This window comes from Polaromonas sp. JS666, from assembly GCF_900103405.1.
In the GTDB taxonomy this organism is placed as follows: domain Bacteria; phylum Pseudomonadota; class Gammaproteobacteria; order Burkholderiales; family Burkholderiaceae_C; genus Polaromonas.
The window spans coordinates 171,896-185,529 of record NZ_FNHX01000003.1 but is presented as its reverse complement, the minus strand read 5'-3'; the positions used below and the strand labels follow the sequence as shown (position 1 = coordinate 185,529).

Genomic DNA, 13,634 nt, shown 5'->3' with positions numbered 1-13,634 from the left:
ATGAAGACGGGGCGGCCGAGGAGCGCATTCCTGGCGCCGTTTCCCAACACCTGTGTTTACATGCCGGAGGCGCGATGCAGCTCCGCCAGCAATTCGGCCATCGTCGGGTTGATGTGGTCCGTGGGCAGCGCGCGCCGGGCGCTGGAAAAGCGCTGCCAGGTCGCGATGGAAAGCAGTTCTATGCTTCCATAGCGGATGGCCAGCCAGCCATCAAGCGCCAGCGGCTGCACGTACTCGGAGAACACCGCCCGCGAAACCCCGCACAGCTGAGCAATGACCGCCTGGGAAACCGGAATGGCAATGCCCCCATCCAGGCCGACCGTGGGCGGCCGCTCCGAGCGGGAGGCCAGGGCTTCGGCGAATTGCGCGATGCCCATGACGACACGCAAGGGGGGATTGCCCAGTTTCATCAAGGTCAGCATTTCCGCGCTCCTTTGCGCGCGCCAGGTGGTCAGCTTCGCGAGGTAGCGCGAGAAGCCGGGTTCCGTATCAAAAAGTTTCTGGAACACGGCCGCCGGCATCACAAGAACCTGGGTCTCCGACAGGCACACATATTCAAAACGTGCCGGCATGCGGTTGAGGATGGGCTTTTCGCCAAACCAGGAATCGGCGCCATAAATGGTGATGGGGACCGAGCGTTCCTCCTGCGTCGGGGTGGTGGCCGCCACCAGGCCCGAGATGATGAATTGCCAGGACTGCACTTCCGCGCCCCTGGCCCAGATAACCTGCTGCGTGTCGTAGCCCCGGAAAGCGAGCTGGGCAGCAACGCTACGCGCCACGGGCTCGGAAACTCCAGCCTTCAGCAGGGTATGGGCGGCAAAATAGGACAAGGCAATAAGCGGCTGGCGCCTCCGTTGGCGTTGGCACCGTCGTTGGCGCCATCTGGCCGGTCCGATTCTAGGAGCGCTTGTTGCCCAGGGATATACGGCGGCATGGATAAGCGGGATATCACGGCAACAAGGTCCATGCCGCGCGATCACGACGAACGCGCGCCGGCGGCCTTAAAGGGCCGCCCAAAGAAAAACCCGAAGCGCGTGAAGCGGCTTCGGGTTTCATGCCGGCCGCGCAACATGCGGGCCGGTTCGGAAAATCTCAGCGCTCGACCGTCTTGTTCCAGCGCGCGTTCCAGGCCGGGCGGTTTTCATTGATCGCGTCCCAGTCCACCGTGGTCGCGGTCTTCATGTACTCGTTCATCTGCGCCACCAGCGCGCCAGCCTTGCCGCCGGCCTTGGTCTTGGGGTTGGACGGTATCTGGTCGCCGTGCTCGAGCGCGGCGGCCTGGGCTTCGGGGGACAGCAGGTACTGGGCCAGCTTGTGGGCCAGCGCGGGTTCGCTGTTCTTGGCGATCACGCATTCACCGACGGTCAGCACGGCCGAGCCTTCCTTGGGCTGCACGTATTCCACGGGCAGGCCCTTGTCCTTGAGCACGCCGACGGCGGTGGGCGTGAGCGGGAACATCGCGGCTTCGCCGGTCTGCACCATTTCAGCGAGCTTGGCCGAGCTTGGGATGTATTCGAGCACGTTCGGGCCAATGGTGGTGGGCCAGGCCTTGAAGCCAGGCTCCACGTTCTTGTCGTTGCCGCCCTGGATGCGGTTGAACAGCAAAAAGCCGTGCAGGCCGAAGGTCGACGAGGACAGCGACTGGAACACCACCTTGCCCTTGTACTTGGGGTTGGCCATGTCCATCCACGAGGTGGGCGGCGCCCAGCCTTTTTCGGTGAACATTTTCTTGTTGTAGGCGATGCCGGTCATGCCGATGTTGACGCCGGCGGCCATGTCGCCCTTGAAGCGCGCGGTCGGGAACAGGTCGTTCAGCGCCGGGCTGGCCTGCATTTTTTCGCACAAGCCCATGCCGATGGCGCGATACATGATGCCGTCGTCCAGGAACATCACGTGCATCTGTGGGTTGTCCTTGTTGGCCTGGGCCTTGGCCAGGATGTCCGAGGAGGTGCCGGGCACGACCACGACCTTGACGTTGTTGGCTTTCTCGAAGGCGCCGAACACATGTTCGGTATAGGTTTTTTCCATGGTGCCGCCGTTCATGCCTATGTACAGCGTCTTGGTCTGGGCCATGGCGTTGCCGCAGGCCAGGCCGGCAAGGACGGCAAGCGACACCGCGGCAGCGCGGGCGGACGGGAATCGTGGGGAGATGTTCATGGAAAGCTCCTGGTGGCGTGGGTGAAGAAAAAACTAGACAACAGTGGCAGAGGCGGGCCCGGTGGTTGTCACACGCGGGCTTGCGGAAAAGCGTTGGATCGAAAAAGCGTCTATCGGCGTGGTGCTGCGGCCTTCGCAGACCAGGTCGGCCAGCACCGCGCCAACCCCCGGCCCCAGCTGGAAGCCGCCGCCGGCAAAACCGAATGCATGAATCAGGCCCGGTGTGGTGGCGCTGGGGCCCAGCACCGGCAGGCGGTCCGGCAGGTAGCCTTCGGTGCCGCTCCAGGTGCGGATGATGTGGGCGTTCTTCAGCGCCGGCAGCAGCTCGACGGTCTGCTGCATCAGGCCGGCCAGGCCGCTGCGCTGCACGCGGGCGCGCTGGTCGTCCAGCGCATAACCCCGGCCGCCGCCTATGACGCAATTACCGCGCGCCACCTGGCGGGCGTAAACGCCGCCGCCCTCCACGCCCAGGCTCAGGTCCATAAAGACGGGCAACGGCTCGGTCACCGCCATCTCGGGGTGGCCCGATTCCATGGGCACGGTCTCGCCGAACTGAGCGGCGATGCGGTCCGCCCAGGCGCCGGCGCAATTGAGCAAATGTTTGGCGCGCACTTCCAGCGCGTCGCCCGAGCGCAGCACAAAAACGTCCCCGTCGCGCGCGACCTCGTCCACACGGGTCTGTTCGCGGATATGGGTGCCCAGCCTGTGCGCGGCCAGCGCGAAGGCCGGCGACACCAGGCGCGGGTTGGCCTGGCCGTCACCGGGGCACAGCGAGGCGCCGACGGCGGCCCGGCCCAGCCAGGGGCAGCGCTCACGCAGGGCGCGCGTGGACAGCATGCGCAAATCCATGCCGAACTCCTGCGTGCGCTCGCGGTAGCTTTCCAGCGAAGCCAGGTCGGCTTCACTGCGCGCGATCTTCAGGTGGCCGGACTGGATGTATTCGCCGTCCGTGCCTATCAGCTCGGGCAAGCGCGCCCACAAGCCTTGCGCGCGCTGCGACAGCGGCAACTGGCTGACCGGGCGGCCCTGGCGGCGCACGCCGCCGTAGTTCACGCCGCTGGAGCGCGAGCCGCAAAGGTCGCGCTCGAGCAGCACCACCGTAAAACCCATGCGGCGCAAGAACAGCGCGGCCGATGCACCCATGATGCCGCCGCCCACAATCGCCACGTCGGCCGTGATGCGCTCCATCATGCGGCCTCCTGCCGGGGCGCCGGCGCGGCCATGGCCGAAAACGGCAAGGGCTTGATGGGCGACTGGCCGCGCAGCCGGCCCACGGCATCGGGCTGTACGGCGCAGGCCTGCGCAAGAATCTCGGCGGCCGCAACGCCGCAGCTGCGGCCCTGGCAGCGGCCCATGCCGACGCGCGTCAGCGCCTTGAGGCGGTTCATCTCGCGCGCGCCGGTGTCGGCCACGCAGCGGCGCAATTGACCCGCGGTGATTTCCTCGCAGCGGCACACCACCAGCTCATTCGGCGCGGCCGCGGCCCAGCCGTGCGGAAAAGGAAAGGCGCGCTCCAGCCCCCGGCGAAACGCGGCGACGCGCGCCAGGCGCTGCTCCAGCCATAAGGCGCGCGAGTTGTCCATGAGCTGCCCGGTATCGGCCAGCAGGGCCAGTGCCGCGCGCTCGCCGGCCCACTCGGCCGCATCGGCGCCCATGATGCCGGCGCCGTCACCGGCCAGGTAAACACCCGCCACGCTGGAACGCCCGGCCGCGTCGCGCTCGGGCAATGCGCCGCGCTGCAGGCCGTCATAGGCAAAGCGGCAGCCCAGCAGGTCGGCCAGCTGCGTCTCCGAGCGCAGCGCGTAACCAAAACCCACGGCGTCGCAGGCGATGCGGTGCTCACGGCCGGCCTTGCGCCAGTGCATGGCCTGCACGCGCTCGCCGCCCTCGGCAGCAGCCAGTTCCACGCCCTGGTGCACCGAGACGCCGTGCGCGCGCAGCCAGCCCAGGTAATACAGGCCCTTGGCCAGCAGCGCCGGCTGGCGCAGCATGGCGGGCACGGCGGCGGCCTTGCCCGCAAAGCTTGCGGTATCAAGCACCGCCGCGACCTTGGCGCCGGCCTTGGCATATTGGTAGGCGATCAGGTACAGCAGCGGCCCGGTGCCGGCAAAGACCACACGCGAGCCGATGGCGCAGCCCTGGAACTTGAGCGCCACCTGCGCGGCGCCCAGCGTGTAGACGCCGGGCAGTGTCCAGCCCGGAAAGGGCAGCACGCGGTCCGTCGCGCCGGTGGCGACGATGAGATGGCTATAGGGCAGCGTGCTCATGGCGCCCTGGTGCAACAGGTCCAGCTTGCCGCCTTCGGCGCTCCAGACCAGGGTGTCGGGCCGGTAGTCCACCTTGTCCAGGATAGCCGCCATGGCGCCGTGCAGCGCATCGGCACGCCCGGCCTCAAAACCATACAGCGCCTCTTTGGGCCGCGTGAACCCTTCGGGCGGCTGGCGATAGATCTGCCCGCCCCAGCGCGGCGCCTCGTCCACCACCACCGGCCGCAGGCCGTGCGCCACCAGCGCCTGGGCCGCGCGCACGCCGGCCGGGCCGGCACCCACAATGACGGGCCGCAGGCTCATGCCAGGCCCTCCGCGCCGGTCACCAGCCGCATGCCTTCTTCGATGAAGGTGCCGCAGGCGCGCAGGCGCTTGCCCGACTCGGTGGCGACCCAGCAGTCCTGGCAGGCGCCCATCAGGCAAAAGCCGGCACGGGGCTCGCCGCTGAATTCGCTGAAGCGCAGCCGCGCGCTGTGCGTGAGCACCGCCGTGAGCACGGTGTCGCCGGCCAACGCCGTGAGCGGCTGGCCGTTGAGCACAAAACCCACGGGCTTGCGCCCGCCTTCGGCCACGCGCTGCAGCAAGGCCTTGGGTTTCCCGGCTGTGCCGGGGGTTTCGACGGATGGCTTCATTTGTGTCCCACCAGAATCTTGTCAAGGCCGTAGATGCGGTCCAGCACCAGCATGGCCACCGCTGTGAGCGCCACCATGAGCGCGGAGACCGCCGCCATCAGCGGGTCTATGGACTCGGTCGCGTACATATACATGCGCACCGGAAGCGTCACGGTGGAAGGCGCGGTGACGAAGATGGACATGGTCACCTCGTCAAAGCTGTTGATAAAAGCCAGCAGCCAGCCGCCGGTGACGCCGGGCAAAATCATCGGCAGGGTGACGCGGGTGAACACCGTGGCCTGGCTGGCGCCCAGCGAGAGGGCGGCCTGCTCGGCGCTGCGGTCGCTGCCCTCCACCGAGGCCAGCACCAGGCGCAGCACATAGGGCGTGATGATGACCACGTGCGCCAGTGCCAGCCAGAAGAAGCTGCCGGTCGCGCCTATCAATGAGAAGGTGCGCAGCAGCGCCACGCCCAGCACCAGGTGCGGAATGATGAGCGGCGAGAGGAACAGGCCGTTGAGGAAATCTCGGCCGGGGAAGCTGTGGCGCGCGATCGCCAGCCCGGCCGGCACGGCCAGCACCGTGGCCAGCGTGGCCGAAATCGAGGCCAGCCAGAGGCTGTTCTTGAAGGACTGCACAAAATCCGAATGCGCGAACACCGCGCGAAACCAGCGCAGGGAAAACTCCGTGGTCGGGATGGCCAGCGTGTTGCCGGGCGTGAAAGCCACCACGCAGACGATGACCAGCGGCGCCAGCATGAAGGTGATGACGAGCGCGTTGAAAAGCAGCGCAATGGGACCGTTTTTGGACATGTTGCGCGCTCCTTATCCGAGCGATTTTTTGTAGGAACGCTCGAGCACGCGGTTGTAGCTCAGCATGATGGCCAGGTTGGCCAGCAGCAAAGTCAGCGCGATGGCCGCGCCCAGCGGCCAGTTGAGTTCGTGCAGGTACTCGTCATAGACCACGGTGGCCACCATCTTCAGGCGCCGCCCGCCCAGCAGGCCGGGAATCGCGAAGGCGCTGGCGCTTAGGCCGAAGACGATCAGGCTGCCCGAGAGCACACCCGGCAACACCTGCGGAAAGATGATGCGGCGCAAGGTGGTGAAATGCGAGGCCTGTAGCGAGAGCGCCGCGTCTTCCACGCCCGGGTCCAGCTTTTGCAGCGAGGTCCAGACCGGGATCACCATAAAAGGCAGCATCACATGCACCAGCGCGATGACCACGGCCGCTTCGGTATAGAGAATGCGCATGGACGGCAGGCCGACGGCGCGCATGAGCTGGTTGACCACACCCTCGGGTCCCAGCAGCATGCTCCAGCCGAAGGCGCGCACCACCACCGACACCAGCAGCGGCGCCAGCACCACCAGCAGCAAGATGGAACGCCAGGGGCTGCGCATGCGGCTCAGCACATAAGCCTCGGGCGCACCCACCAGCACGCAGATCAGCGTGGTCAGCGCCGAAATCCACAGCGTGCGCCAGAAAATGCCGTGGTAATAGTCGTCCGTCAGCACGGCGGCGTAATGCGCCAGCGTGAAGCTGTTCTTGACGCCGGTGGCGTGGTCAAAGACCTGGAAGGACAGCACGGCGGTGAGCGCCAGCGGCACCAGCAGCAGGCAGGCGAACAGCGTGAAGGCCGGCGCCGACAGCAGCCAGGGCGCGCGCGAAGCGCTCACCCGGGGCGGCGCGGCCGCGGCGGCGCCGCTCATGCCGGCACCCCTTGCGCGCCGGGCAGCAGGCGCACCTGTTGCGCGGCCCAGTCCAGGCCCACGTTCGCGCCCTCTTCGGCCGGTGCCGTGCCGTCGTTGGGGCAGACCACCGCAAGCTGGCCGGCGGCGGTGGACACCTGGTAGAGCCATTGGCTGCCCAGGAAGAAACGCTCCTTGACGGTGCCGCCTATGCGGCCCTGGGACTCATGTACCAGGCGGATTTTTTCGGGACGCAGGCTCAGCACCACCGCGTCGCCCTGCGACACGCCGGCGGCTTCGACTTCGACCGGCACATTGCCACCCACATTCACCGTGGCCCAGGGGCCGGTGGCCGCCACGCGGCCTTCCAGCAAATTGGCCTTGCCGACAAAATTCGAGATGAAGCGGGTCTGCGGATGTTCATAGAGCCGGTGCGGCTGGTCGATCTGCGTCACGCGGCCGGTTTCCATGACGACCACACGGTCGCTGATGGACATGGCCTCGGTCTGGTCGTGCGTGACCATGATGGTGGTGGTGCCGACCTTGCGCTGTATCTGGCGCAGCTCGAACTGCATTTCCTCGCGCAGCTTGGCGTCCAGGTTGGACAGCGGCTCATCCAGCAGCAGCACGGGCGGCTGAATCACCAGGGCACGGGCCAATGCCACGCGCTGGCGCTGCCCGCCCGAGAGTTCGCGCGGGTAGCGCGCGGCATGGGCCTCCAGGTGCACCAGGGCCAGCGCGGCCTTCACGCGTTCGGCGCGCTCTTCCTTGGGCACGCGGCGCATCTCCAGGCCGAAGCTCACGTTGTCGTAAACACTCATGTGCGGGAACAGCGCATAACTCTGGAACACGATGCCCAGGCCGCGCGAGTTGGGTTTGGCATGGGTGATGTCGCGGCCGTCCAGGGTGACCTGGCCGGACGTGACCTCGCAAAAGCCCGCAATCATCTGCAAGGTGGTGGTCTTGCCGCAGCCCGAGGGGCCCAGCAGCGAGACGAATTCGCCCTTGTCCACCGACAGGTTCATGTCGGCCACGGCACGTGTCGCGCCATAGGACTTGTTCACATTTGCCAGGGTCAAAAAGGACATGGGGAGCACCTCTGCAACAAGGGGGTGGCCAGCGCCGTACGTTCCAAACGACATACAAAACGGTGACACCTTGATGACTTCATGCTAGGGCATGTACGAAAAAATCGTCAATAGGTTATTCCGTATAGAGATATCTTTATTTGATTTATTCCGTTTAATGGAATTTATATACACTTAAGCCAATACTGATTCCGCCAAAGGAGAGGCTGTGAAAGACGAAGACAATAGCTCCAGCAGCGTGCAGCGCGCCTTTTCCATCATCCGGGCGCTGGCCGCGACACAGGCCAAGGGCGGGCGCATCACCCACATCGCCAAGGCCACGGGCCTGACCCAGGCCACCACCCACCGCATCCTGCAAAGCCTGGTGGCCGAGCGTGTGGTGGAACAGGAAGCCGGCTCCAAGCTCTACCGTTTGAGCATCGAATTTTTCGCGCTGGCCGCCCAGGCCGGCAACAGCATGGACCTGCGCGGCCTGTGCCGGCCGTCCATGCTGCGCCTGTGCGCCAGCCTGGGCGACACCATCTTTTTGCTGGTGCGCAGCGGCTTTGACGCGGTCTGCCTGGACCGCAGCGAGGGGCCCTTCCCGATACGCTCTTTCACCGGCGACATAGGCGGGCGCGTGGCCCTGGGCATGGGCCAGGGCAGCCTGGCCATCCTGGCCTTCCTGCCCGAAACCGAACGCGAGGAAGTGATCCGCTACAACCTGCCGCGCGTGCGCGAGTTCGGCGTGTATGACGAGGTCTACCTGCGCACCGAGATAGAGCGCGTGCGCGAGCTCGGCTACGCCGGGCGCAACACCAACCTGCTGGACGGCATGGCCGGCGTCGGCGTGCCGGTGCTGGACCGCGACGGCCGCGCCGTCGCCGCGCTCAGCGTGGGCACGATTTCCTCGCGCCTGAGCCCGGACCGCCTGCCCACGGTAGTGGAACTGCTCAAGCGCGAGGCCACGGCCATAGGCGCGCAGATCAACCCTTTTGACAGCACCTTGCGCCGGCCCGCGCAAAGCCTGGCGCCTGCTGACAAAGCTTGAGGCTTCAAGGCATGGCGGCTTGTTCTCGCAACCACTCGCGCAACTGCACCAGCGGCCGCCAGCTGGTTTTCTGCGAAGGCCAGACCAGGTAGTAGGCGAAGTCCGAACTCAGCGAGAGTTCAAAAGGCACGGCCAGCGTGCCGTCGGCGATGTCGTCGGCCACCAGGAAGCGCGGCAGCACGGCCAGGCCCAGGCCGGCCTTGACGGCCTGGGCGATCATGGAAAACAGCTCGTACTTGGGGCCGGTGCCGGCGCCCTGCGCATCGTCAATGCCGGCCAGCTGGAACCAGTCGCGCCAGGCGTGCGGGCGCGTGCTCTGGTGGATCAGGGTGAAGTTCAGCACGTCGGCGGGGCTGCGCAGCCGGCGCTCCTGGATCAATGCCGGGCTGCAGACCACCACGCTGTCCTCGCCCATCAGGTATTCCGATTCCGTGCCCGGCCAGTCGGGCCGGCCGTAGTGGATGGCGGCATCCAGCCCCGTCAATGAAAAATCAAAAGGCTGCAGGCGCGTCGCCAGGTTCAGGGTCACATGCGGGTGCGCCCTCAGGAAAGACGGCATGCGCGGGATCAGCCACTTGGTGGCAAAAGTGGGTACCACGCCCAGCTCCAGCGTGCCGCCCTCGCCTTTGGACGAGACCAGGTCCAGCATCGCGGCTTCCAGCGCATCCAGCGCAGGGCTGACCCGCGCCAGCAGCGAGCGGCCGGCGTCGGTCAGCTCCAGCTGGCGCGGCAGGCGGCGAAACAGGCTCACGTCCAGCTCCTGCTCCAGCCCCAGGATCTGGTGGCTGACCGCGCTCTGGCTCACCGACAGGTCTTGCGCCGCCAGGGTAAAGCTGCCGCGGTGGGCGGCCGCCTCAAAAGCCAGCAGGGCCTGGGTGGAGGGGATTTTTCGGCGCATGGCATGAATATATCTCATGCATCCATTGAAATTGATCCTTTGTCTGCATGGCTGAAACTGCCGAAAATCCGGCTTTCCTCGCCAAAAACATACCTGAAATGACCCATCTCCAGAAGCTGCTTGCCGCCTGCCTTCCGCCCGAAGCCGTCCAAACCATCCATGAACAGATGTACGTTCACTCGGGTCTGCAGCAGGCCGCGACGGGCAGCGTAAGCCGCGCGGAACTGGCCCAGGCGCTCAATATGGCGCTGTTCCACGGCCTGGTGTTGCGGGTGCCGGCCGGGCAGGACTACATCGCCAGCGACGTGCTGGGCCAGCAGCGCAAGGTGGTGTTCGACCACGGCGCGCTGCGCACCGTGCGCTGGCCCAGCGGCGCCCTGCCGGCCGGCGAGGCGGCCTTCACGCGCGTGCTGCGCCCGCTGGGTTTTGAATTGCAGGGCACTTACCCGCTGCCGCGCCTGAAGATGACGGGCCGGGCCTACAGCCACCGCGATTTCCCCGAAGAGATCGCGCAGTTTTTTGTCTCCGAGCTGCACCCCGAGCAGTTCTCCGCGCCCTTCCAGTCCGCCGTCACGCGTGTGCTGTCGACCTCGCGCGACCCGCTGGGCCCGCAGGACATCGCCGACCTGGAGCAGCTCACGCGCGACGGCGTGCTGCCGCTGGCGCAGGCGCTGCGCCTGCTGCCGCAGCTGCTGCAATGCTTTGACCGCCAGCATGGCGTATTCGCGCTGGATGACTACGAACTGCTGCTGGCCGAATCCGCCGAGATGGCCTGGATATCGACGGAGGGCAATGCCTTCAACCACGCGACCGACCGTGTGGACGATGTGGACGCGGTGGCGGCACGCCAGCGCGCGCTGGGCCGGCCCATCAAGGACAAGGTCGAAGTCTCGGCCAGCGGCCGCGTGCGCCAGACGGCCTTTCGCGCCGCAGGCGTGCAGCGCGAGTTCATCACCGCTGAAGGCCGCGTCTCGCGCGAAGTGCCCGGCTCGTTTTATGAATTCATCACGCGCGATGCCTTGCACACGGCCGGCGCGGCCAACGACCCGGTGCAGCCACGCCTGGACCTGGCTTTTGACGCCGGCAATGCCACCGGCATTTTTGGCATGACGGCCGCCCGCGCATGACGGCCGCGCGCGGGCCGCTGCGCCCGCTCTACGCGCAGGCCAGCGGCTCGCCGATACGCGCCATGCTGGCGCTGGCCGGCCGCGAGGGCATGGTGTCACTGGCCGGCGGCCATCCCGACCCGGCGCTGCTGCCGGCCGAGTGGCTGCGCGAATCGCTGCTGGAAGTAGCGGGCACGCTGCAAGGCCGCAGCCTGCAATACGGCGCGACAGAAGGCCTGCCCGCGCTGCGCGAAGCCAGCGCGGCGCTGCTGCAAGAGCGCGGCCTGGCCGCACAGGCCGAAAACCTGCTGATCACCACCGGCTCACAACAGGCCATAGACCTGCTCGCGCGCGTGCTGGTCGAGCCCGGCGAAGGCGTGGCCGTGGAATCCTTCAACTACCCGGCCGCGCTGCAGGCCTTTCGCTTCGCGGGTGCGCGCCTTGTCGAAGTGCCGACCGATGCGCAAGGCATGGACGTCGAAAAGCTCGAAGCCCTGCTGCGGGCCGAAAGCCCGCGCGTGCTGTATGTGGTTCCCAATTTCGCCAATCCGACCGGCGCCGTGATGCCGCTGGCGCGCCGCCTGCGCCTGCTGGAACTGGCCGCGCAGTATGGTGTGACGCTGCTCGAGGACGACCCCTACGGCGAACTCTGGTTTGACGCGGCGCCGCCGCCTTCACTCGCGCAGCTCAACCAGCAGGCCGGCTCGCCCGCGCAGGTCGCTTACATGACCAGCTACTCCAAGGTGGTCGCCCCGGCCCTGCGCCTGGGTGTGCTGCTTGCGCCGGCCGAGATTGCGCGCGGCGTGGTGCTGGCCAAGCAGGCGGCCGATGTGCACAGCGGCTCGCTGGAGCAACTGACCTTGGCAGCCATGCTGACCTCGGGCCGCCTGGCATCGCACCTGGACATGCTGCGCCCGGCTTATGCCGCCAAAGGCGATACGCTGGACCAGGCCTTGCGCACGCACTGCGGCGAGCTGCTTGAATTTGACAAGCCGCAAGGCGGCATGTTCATATGGGCAAAGCTCTCCAGCGCGCTGCCGCTGCTGCCCACCCAGGCCTGGGTGGACTTCGGCCTCGCCAACCAAGTGCTGGTGGTGCCGGGTGCCGCCTTCTGCATCAGCGGCGCCGCACAGCCCTGGCTGCGCCTGAGTTTTGCCAACCCCGCGCACCAGGCGCTGCGGCAGGGCGCCGAACGCCTGGGCCGCGGCCTGCGCGAGCTCGCCGCCAAAGCCGCGAACAACTGATTTCAAGACACACCAAGAAAGGACTTCATCATGAGTCACGCCAACGACGTTTTATCCCTCTTCAAAGCCCTGGGCCTGGCCGCTGAACTGAACAGCAAGGCGGCCTCGGCCATCACCGTGGCCACACCCATAGACGGCAGCCAGCTGGCCCGCGTGGCCGTGCACAACGCCGCCGAAGTCGATGGCGCGCTTAACGCCGCCCAACAGCGTTTCACCGAATGGCGCAATGTGCCCGCACCCAAGCGCGGCGAACTGGTGCGCGCCTTCGGCGAAACCGTGCGCCGCCACAAGGCCGAACTGGGCCAGCTGATCTCGCTGGAAACCGGCAAGATCCTGCAGGAAGGCCTGGGTGAGGTGCAGGAAGTCATAGACATCTGCGAATTCGCGGTGGGCCTGTCGCGCCAGCTTTACGGCCTGACGATTGCCAGCGAGCGCCCCGACCACAAGCTGCTGGAAACCTGGCATCCCGTGGGCGTGGTCGGCATCATCTCGGCCTTTAACTTCCCGATGGCCGTGTTCGCCTGGAATGCCGCGCTGGCCCTGGTCTGCGGCAACACCCTGGCCTGGAAGCCTTCGGAAAAAACCCCGCTGTCGGCCATCGCGCTCAACGGCCTGCTGCTGCAGACGGCCAAAGAGCTAGGCCTAGCGACGCAAGGCCTCAGCGAGCTGCTGATAGGCGAGCGCGCCACCGGCGAGGCGCTGGTCAAGCACCCTCACGTCAAGCTGGTCAGCGCCACCGGCTCCACCGCCATGGGCAAAAACGTGGCCATGGCCTGCGCGGGCCTGTTCAAACGTTCGCTGCTGGAGTTGGGCGGCAACAACGCGGCCATCGTCGCCCCTTCAGCCAACCTGGAACTCGTGGTGCGCGGCGCGGCCTTCGCGGCCGCCGGCACCGCCGGCCAGCGCTGCACCAGCTTGCGCCGCCTCATCGTGCACCGCTCCATCTACCCGGACCTGGTCAAACGCCTGGTCGCCGTGTTTGAACGCCTGCCGATTGGCAACCCGCTCAAGGACGGCACGCTGGTCGGCCCGCTGATCGACGGCCGCGCTTTTGATGCCATGCAATCTGCCTTGGCCGAGGCCAAAAAGCTCGGAGCCCAAGTGCACTTCGGCGACAAACAGCCTGGCGAAGGCACGGCGCACTATGTGCGCCCCGCGATTGTGGAGCTGAAAGAGCAGGCCGGCCCCATGCTGCACGAGACCTTCGCGCCCATCCTCTACGTCGTGCCTTACGACAGCTTTGAGGACGCAATCGCCATGAACAACGCCGTGGCCCACGGCCTGTCATCGGCCGTCTTCACGCAGGACCTGCGCGAGGCCGAACTCTTCACCTCGGCGCGCGGCTCGGACTGCGGCATCGCCAACGTCAACATAGGCACCAGCGGCGCCGAGATAGGCGGCGCCTTCGGCGGCGAGAAAGAAACCGGCGGCGGCCGCGAGTCGGGATCGGATTCGTGGAAGGCCTATATGCGGCGTGCGACGAATACCGTCAACTACGGCTCAAGCCTGCCGCTGGCCCAGGGCATACGCTTTGACATTTGATATCAG

13 protein-coding genes are annotated in these 13,634 nt (G+C 66.7%); 4 read left to right on the top strand and 9 right to left on the bottom strand.

The features are described 5' to 3' along the window. Positions 1–56 precede the first annotated feature (56 nt). From BLQ85_RS09110 to BLQ85_RS09075, 8 genes are all read right to left on the bottom strand, one after another. Positions 57–779: a Crp/Fnr family transcriptional regulator gene (locus tag BLQ85_RS09110; protein ID WP_254806387.1), complete on the bottom strand. Its 723-nt coding sequence runs from the start codon at positions 777–779 to the stop codon at positions 57–59. Positions 780–1,092: 313 nt separating this feature from the next. Next, positions 1,093–2,157 (bottom strand): ABC transporter substrate-binding protein, encoded by a 1,065-nt coding sequence (locus BLQ85_RS09105; RefSeq protein ID WP_074576080.1) that lies wholly within the window; start codon positions 2,155–2,157, stop codon positions 1,093–1,095. A 33-nt stretch (positions 2,158–2,190) separates the two neighbouring features. Then, on the bottom strand, positions 2,191–3,348 hold the full coding sequence (locus BLQ85_RS09100) for an NAD(P)/FAD-dependent oxidoreductase (protein ID WP_074576078.1): 1,158 nt from the start codon (positions 3,346–3,348) through the stop codon (positions 2,191–2,193). Then, positions 3,345–4,727, bottom strand: coding sequence for an NAD(P)/FAD-dependent oxidoreductase (locus BLQ85_RS09095; RefSeq protein ID WP_074576076.1), 1,383 nt, complete (start codon positions 4,725–4,727; stop codon positions 3,345–3,347). The genes BLQ85_RS09100 and BLQ85_RS09095 overlap by 4 nt, the downstream gene beginning before the upstream one ends. Then, complete coding sequence (locus BLQ85_RS09090) at positions 4,724–5,056, bottom strand: (2Fe-2S)-binding protein (RefSeq protein WP_074576074.1); 333 nt, start codon at positions 5,054–5,056, stop codon at positions 4,724–4,726. Before BLQ85_RS09090 ends, BLQ85_RS09095 begins: the two co-directional genes overlap by 4 nt. Continuing rightward, positions 5,053–5,847 (bottom strand): ABC transporter permease, encoded by a 795-nt coding sequence (locus BLQ85_RS09085; RefSeq protein WP_074576072.1) that lies wholly within the window; start codon positions 5,845–5,847, stop codon positions 5,053–5,055. Before BLQ85_RS09085 ends, BLQ85_RS09090 begins: the two co-directional genes overlap by 4 nt. 12 nt (positions 5,848–5,859) lie before the next feature. Beyond that, complete coding sequence (locus BLQ85_RS09080; RefSeq protein WP_074576070.1) at positions 5,860–6,741, bottom strand: ABC transporter permease; 882 nt, start codon at positions 6,739–6,741, stop codon at positions 5,860–5,862. Further along, positions 6,738–7,808 carry an ABC transporter ATP-binding protein gene (locus BLQ85_RS09075; RefSeq protein WP_074576068.1) on the bottom strand — a complete coding sequence of 357 codons (1,071 nt, stop codon included), beginning with the start codon at positions 7,806–7,808 and terminating at the stop codon, positions 6,738–6,740. The genes BLQ85_RS09080 and BLQ85_RS09075 overlap by 4 nt, the downstream gene beginning before the upstream one ends. A 208-nt stretch (positions 7,809–8,016) precedes the next feature. Between BLQ85_RS09075 and BLQ85_RS09070 the strand changes: the two genes are divergently transcribed. Continuing rightward, a complete protein-coding gene (locus BLQ85_RS09070) occupies positions 8,017–8,838 on the top strand; it encodes an IclR family transcriptional regulator (RefSeq protein ID WP_074576066.1) in 822 nt (273 codons plus the stop codon). 4 nt (positions 8,839–8,842) lie between these two features. On the opposite strand, the gene BLQ85_RS09065 is transcribed toward BLQ85_RS09070, so the two are convergent. After that, positions 8,843–9,736 (bottom strand): LysR family transcriptional regulator, encoded by an 894-nt coding sequence (locus tag BLQ85_RS09065; protein WP_074576064.1) that lies wholly within the window; start codon positions 9,734–9,736, stop codon positions 8,843–8,845. A gap of 167 nt (positions 9,737–9,903) precedes the next feature. Here BLQ85_RS09065 and BLQ85_RS09060 point away from each other — a divergent pair, with 167 nt between their 5' ends. Genes BLQ85_RS09060 through BLQ85_RS09050 form a run of 3 tightly spaced genes read left to right on the top strand, consistent with a single transcriptional unit; the run spans position 9,904 to position 13,628 of the window. Continuing rightward, positions 9,904–10,863 carry a DUF1338 domain-containing protein gene (locus tag BLQ85_RS09060; protein WP_074576783.1) on the top strand — a complete coding sequence of 320 codons (960 nt, stop codon included), beginning with the start codon at positions 9,904–9,906 and terminating at the stop codon, positions 10,861–10,863. Then, positions 10,860–12,086 carry an aminotransferase-like domain-containing protein gene (locus BLQ85_RS09055; RefSeq protein ID WP_074576062.1) on the top strand — a complete coding sequence of 409 codons (1,227 nt, stop codon included), beginning with the start codon at positions 10,860–10,862 and terminating at the stop codon, positions 12,084–12,086. Before BLQ85_RS09060 ends, BLQ85_RS09055 begins: the two co-directional genes overlap by 4 nt. Positions 12,087–12,116: 30 nt before the next feature. Continuing rightward, entirely contained in the window at positions 12,117–13,628 is a 1,512-nt protein-coding gene (locus BLQ85_RS09050) for an L-piperidine-6-carboxylate dehydrogenase (protein ID WP_074576060.1), read from the top strand. The last annotated feature ends 6 nt before the right edge of the window (positions 13,629–13,634 follow it).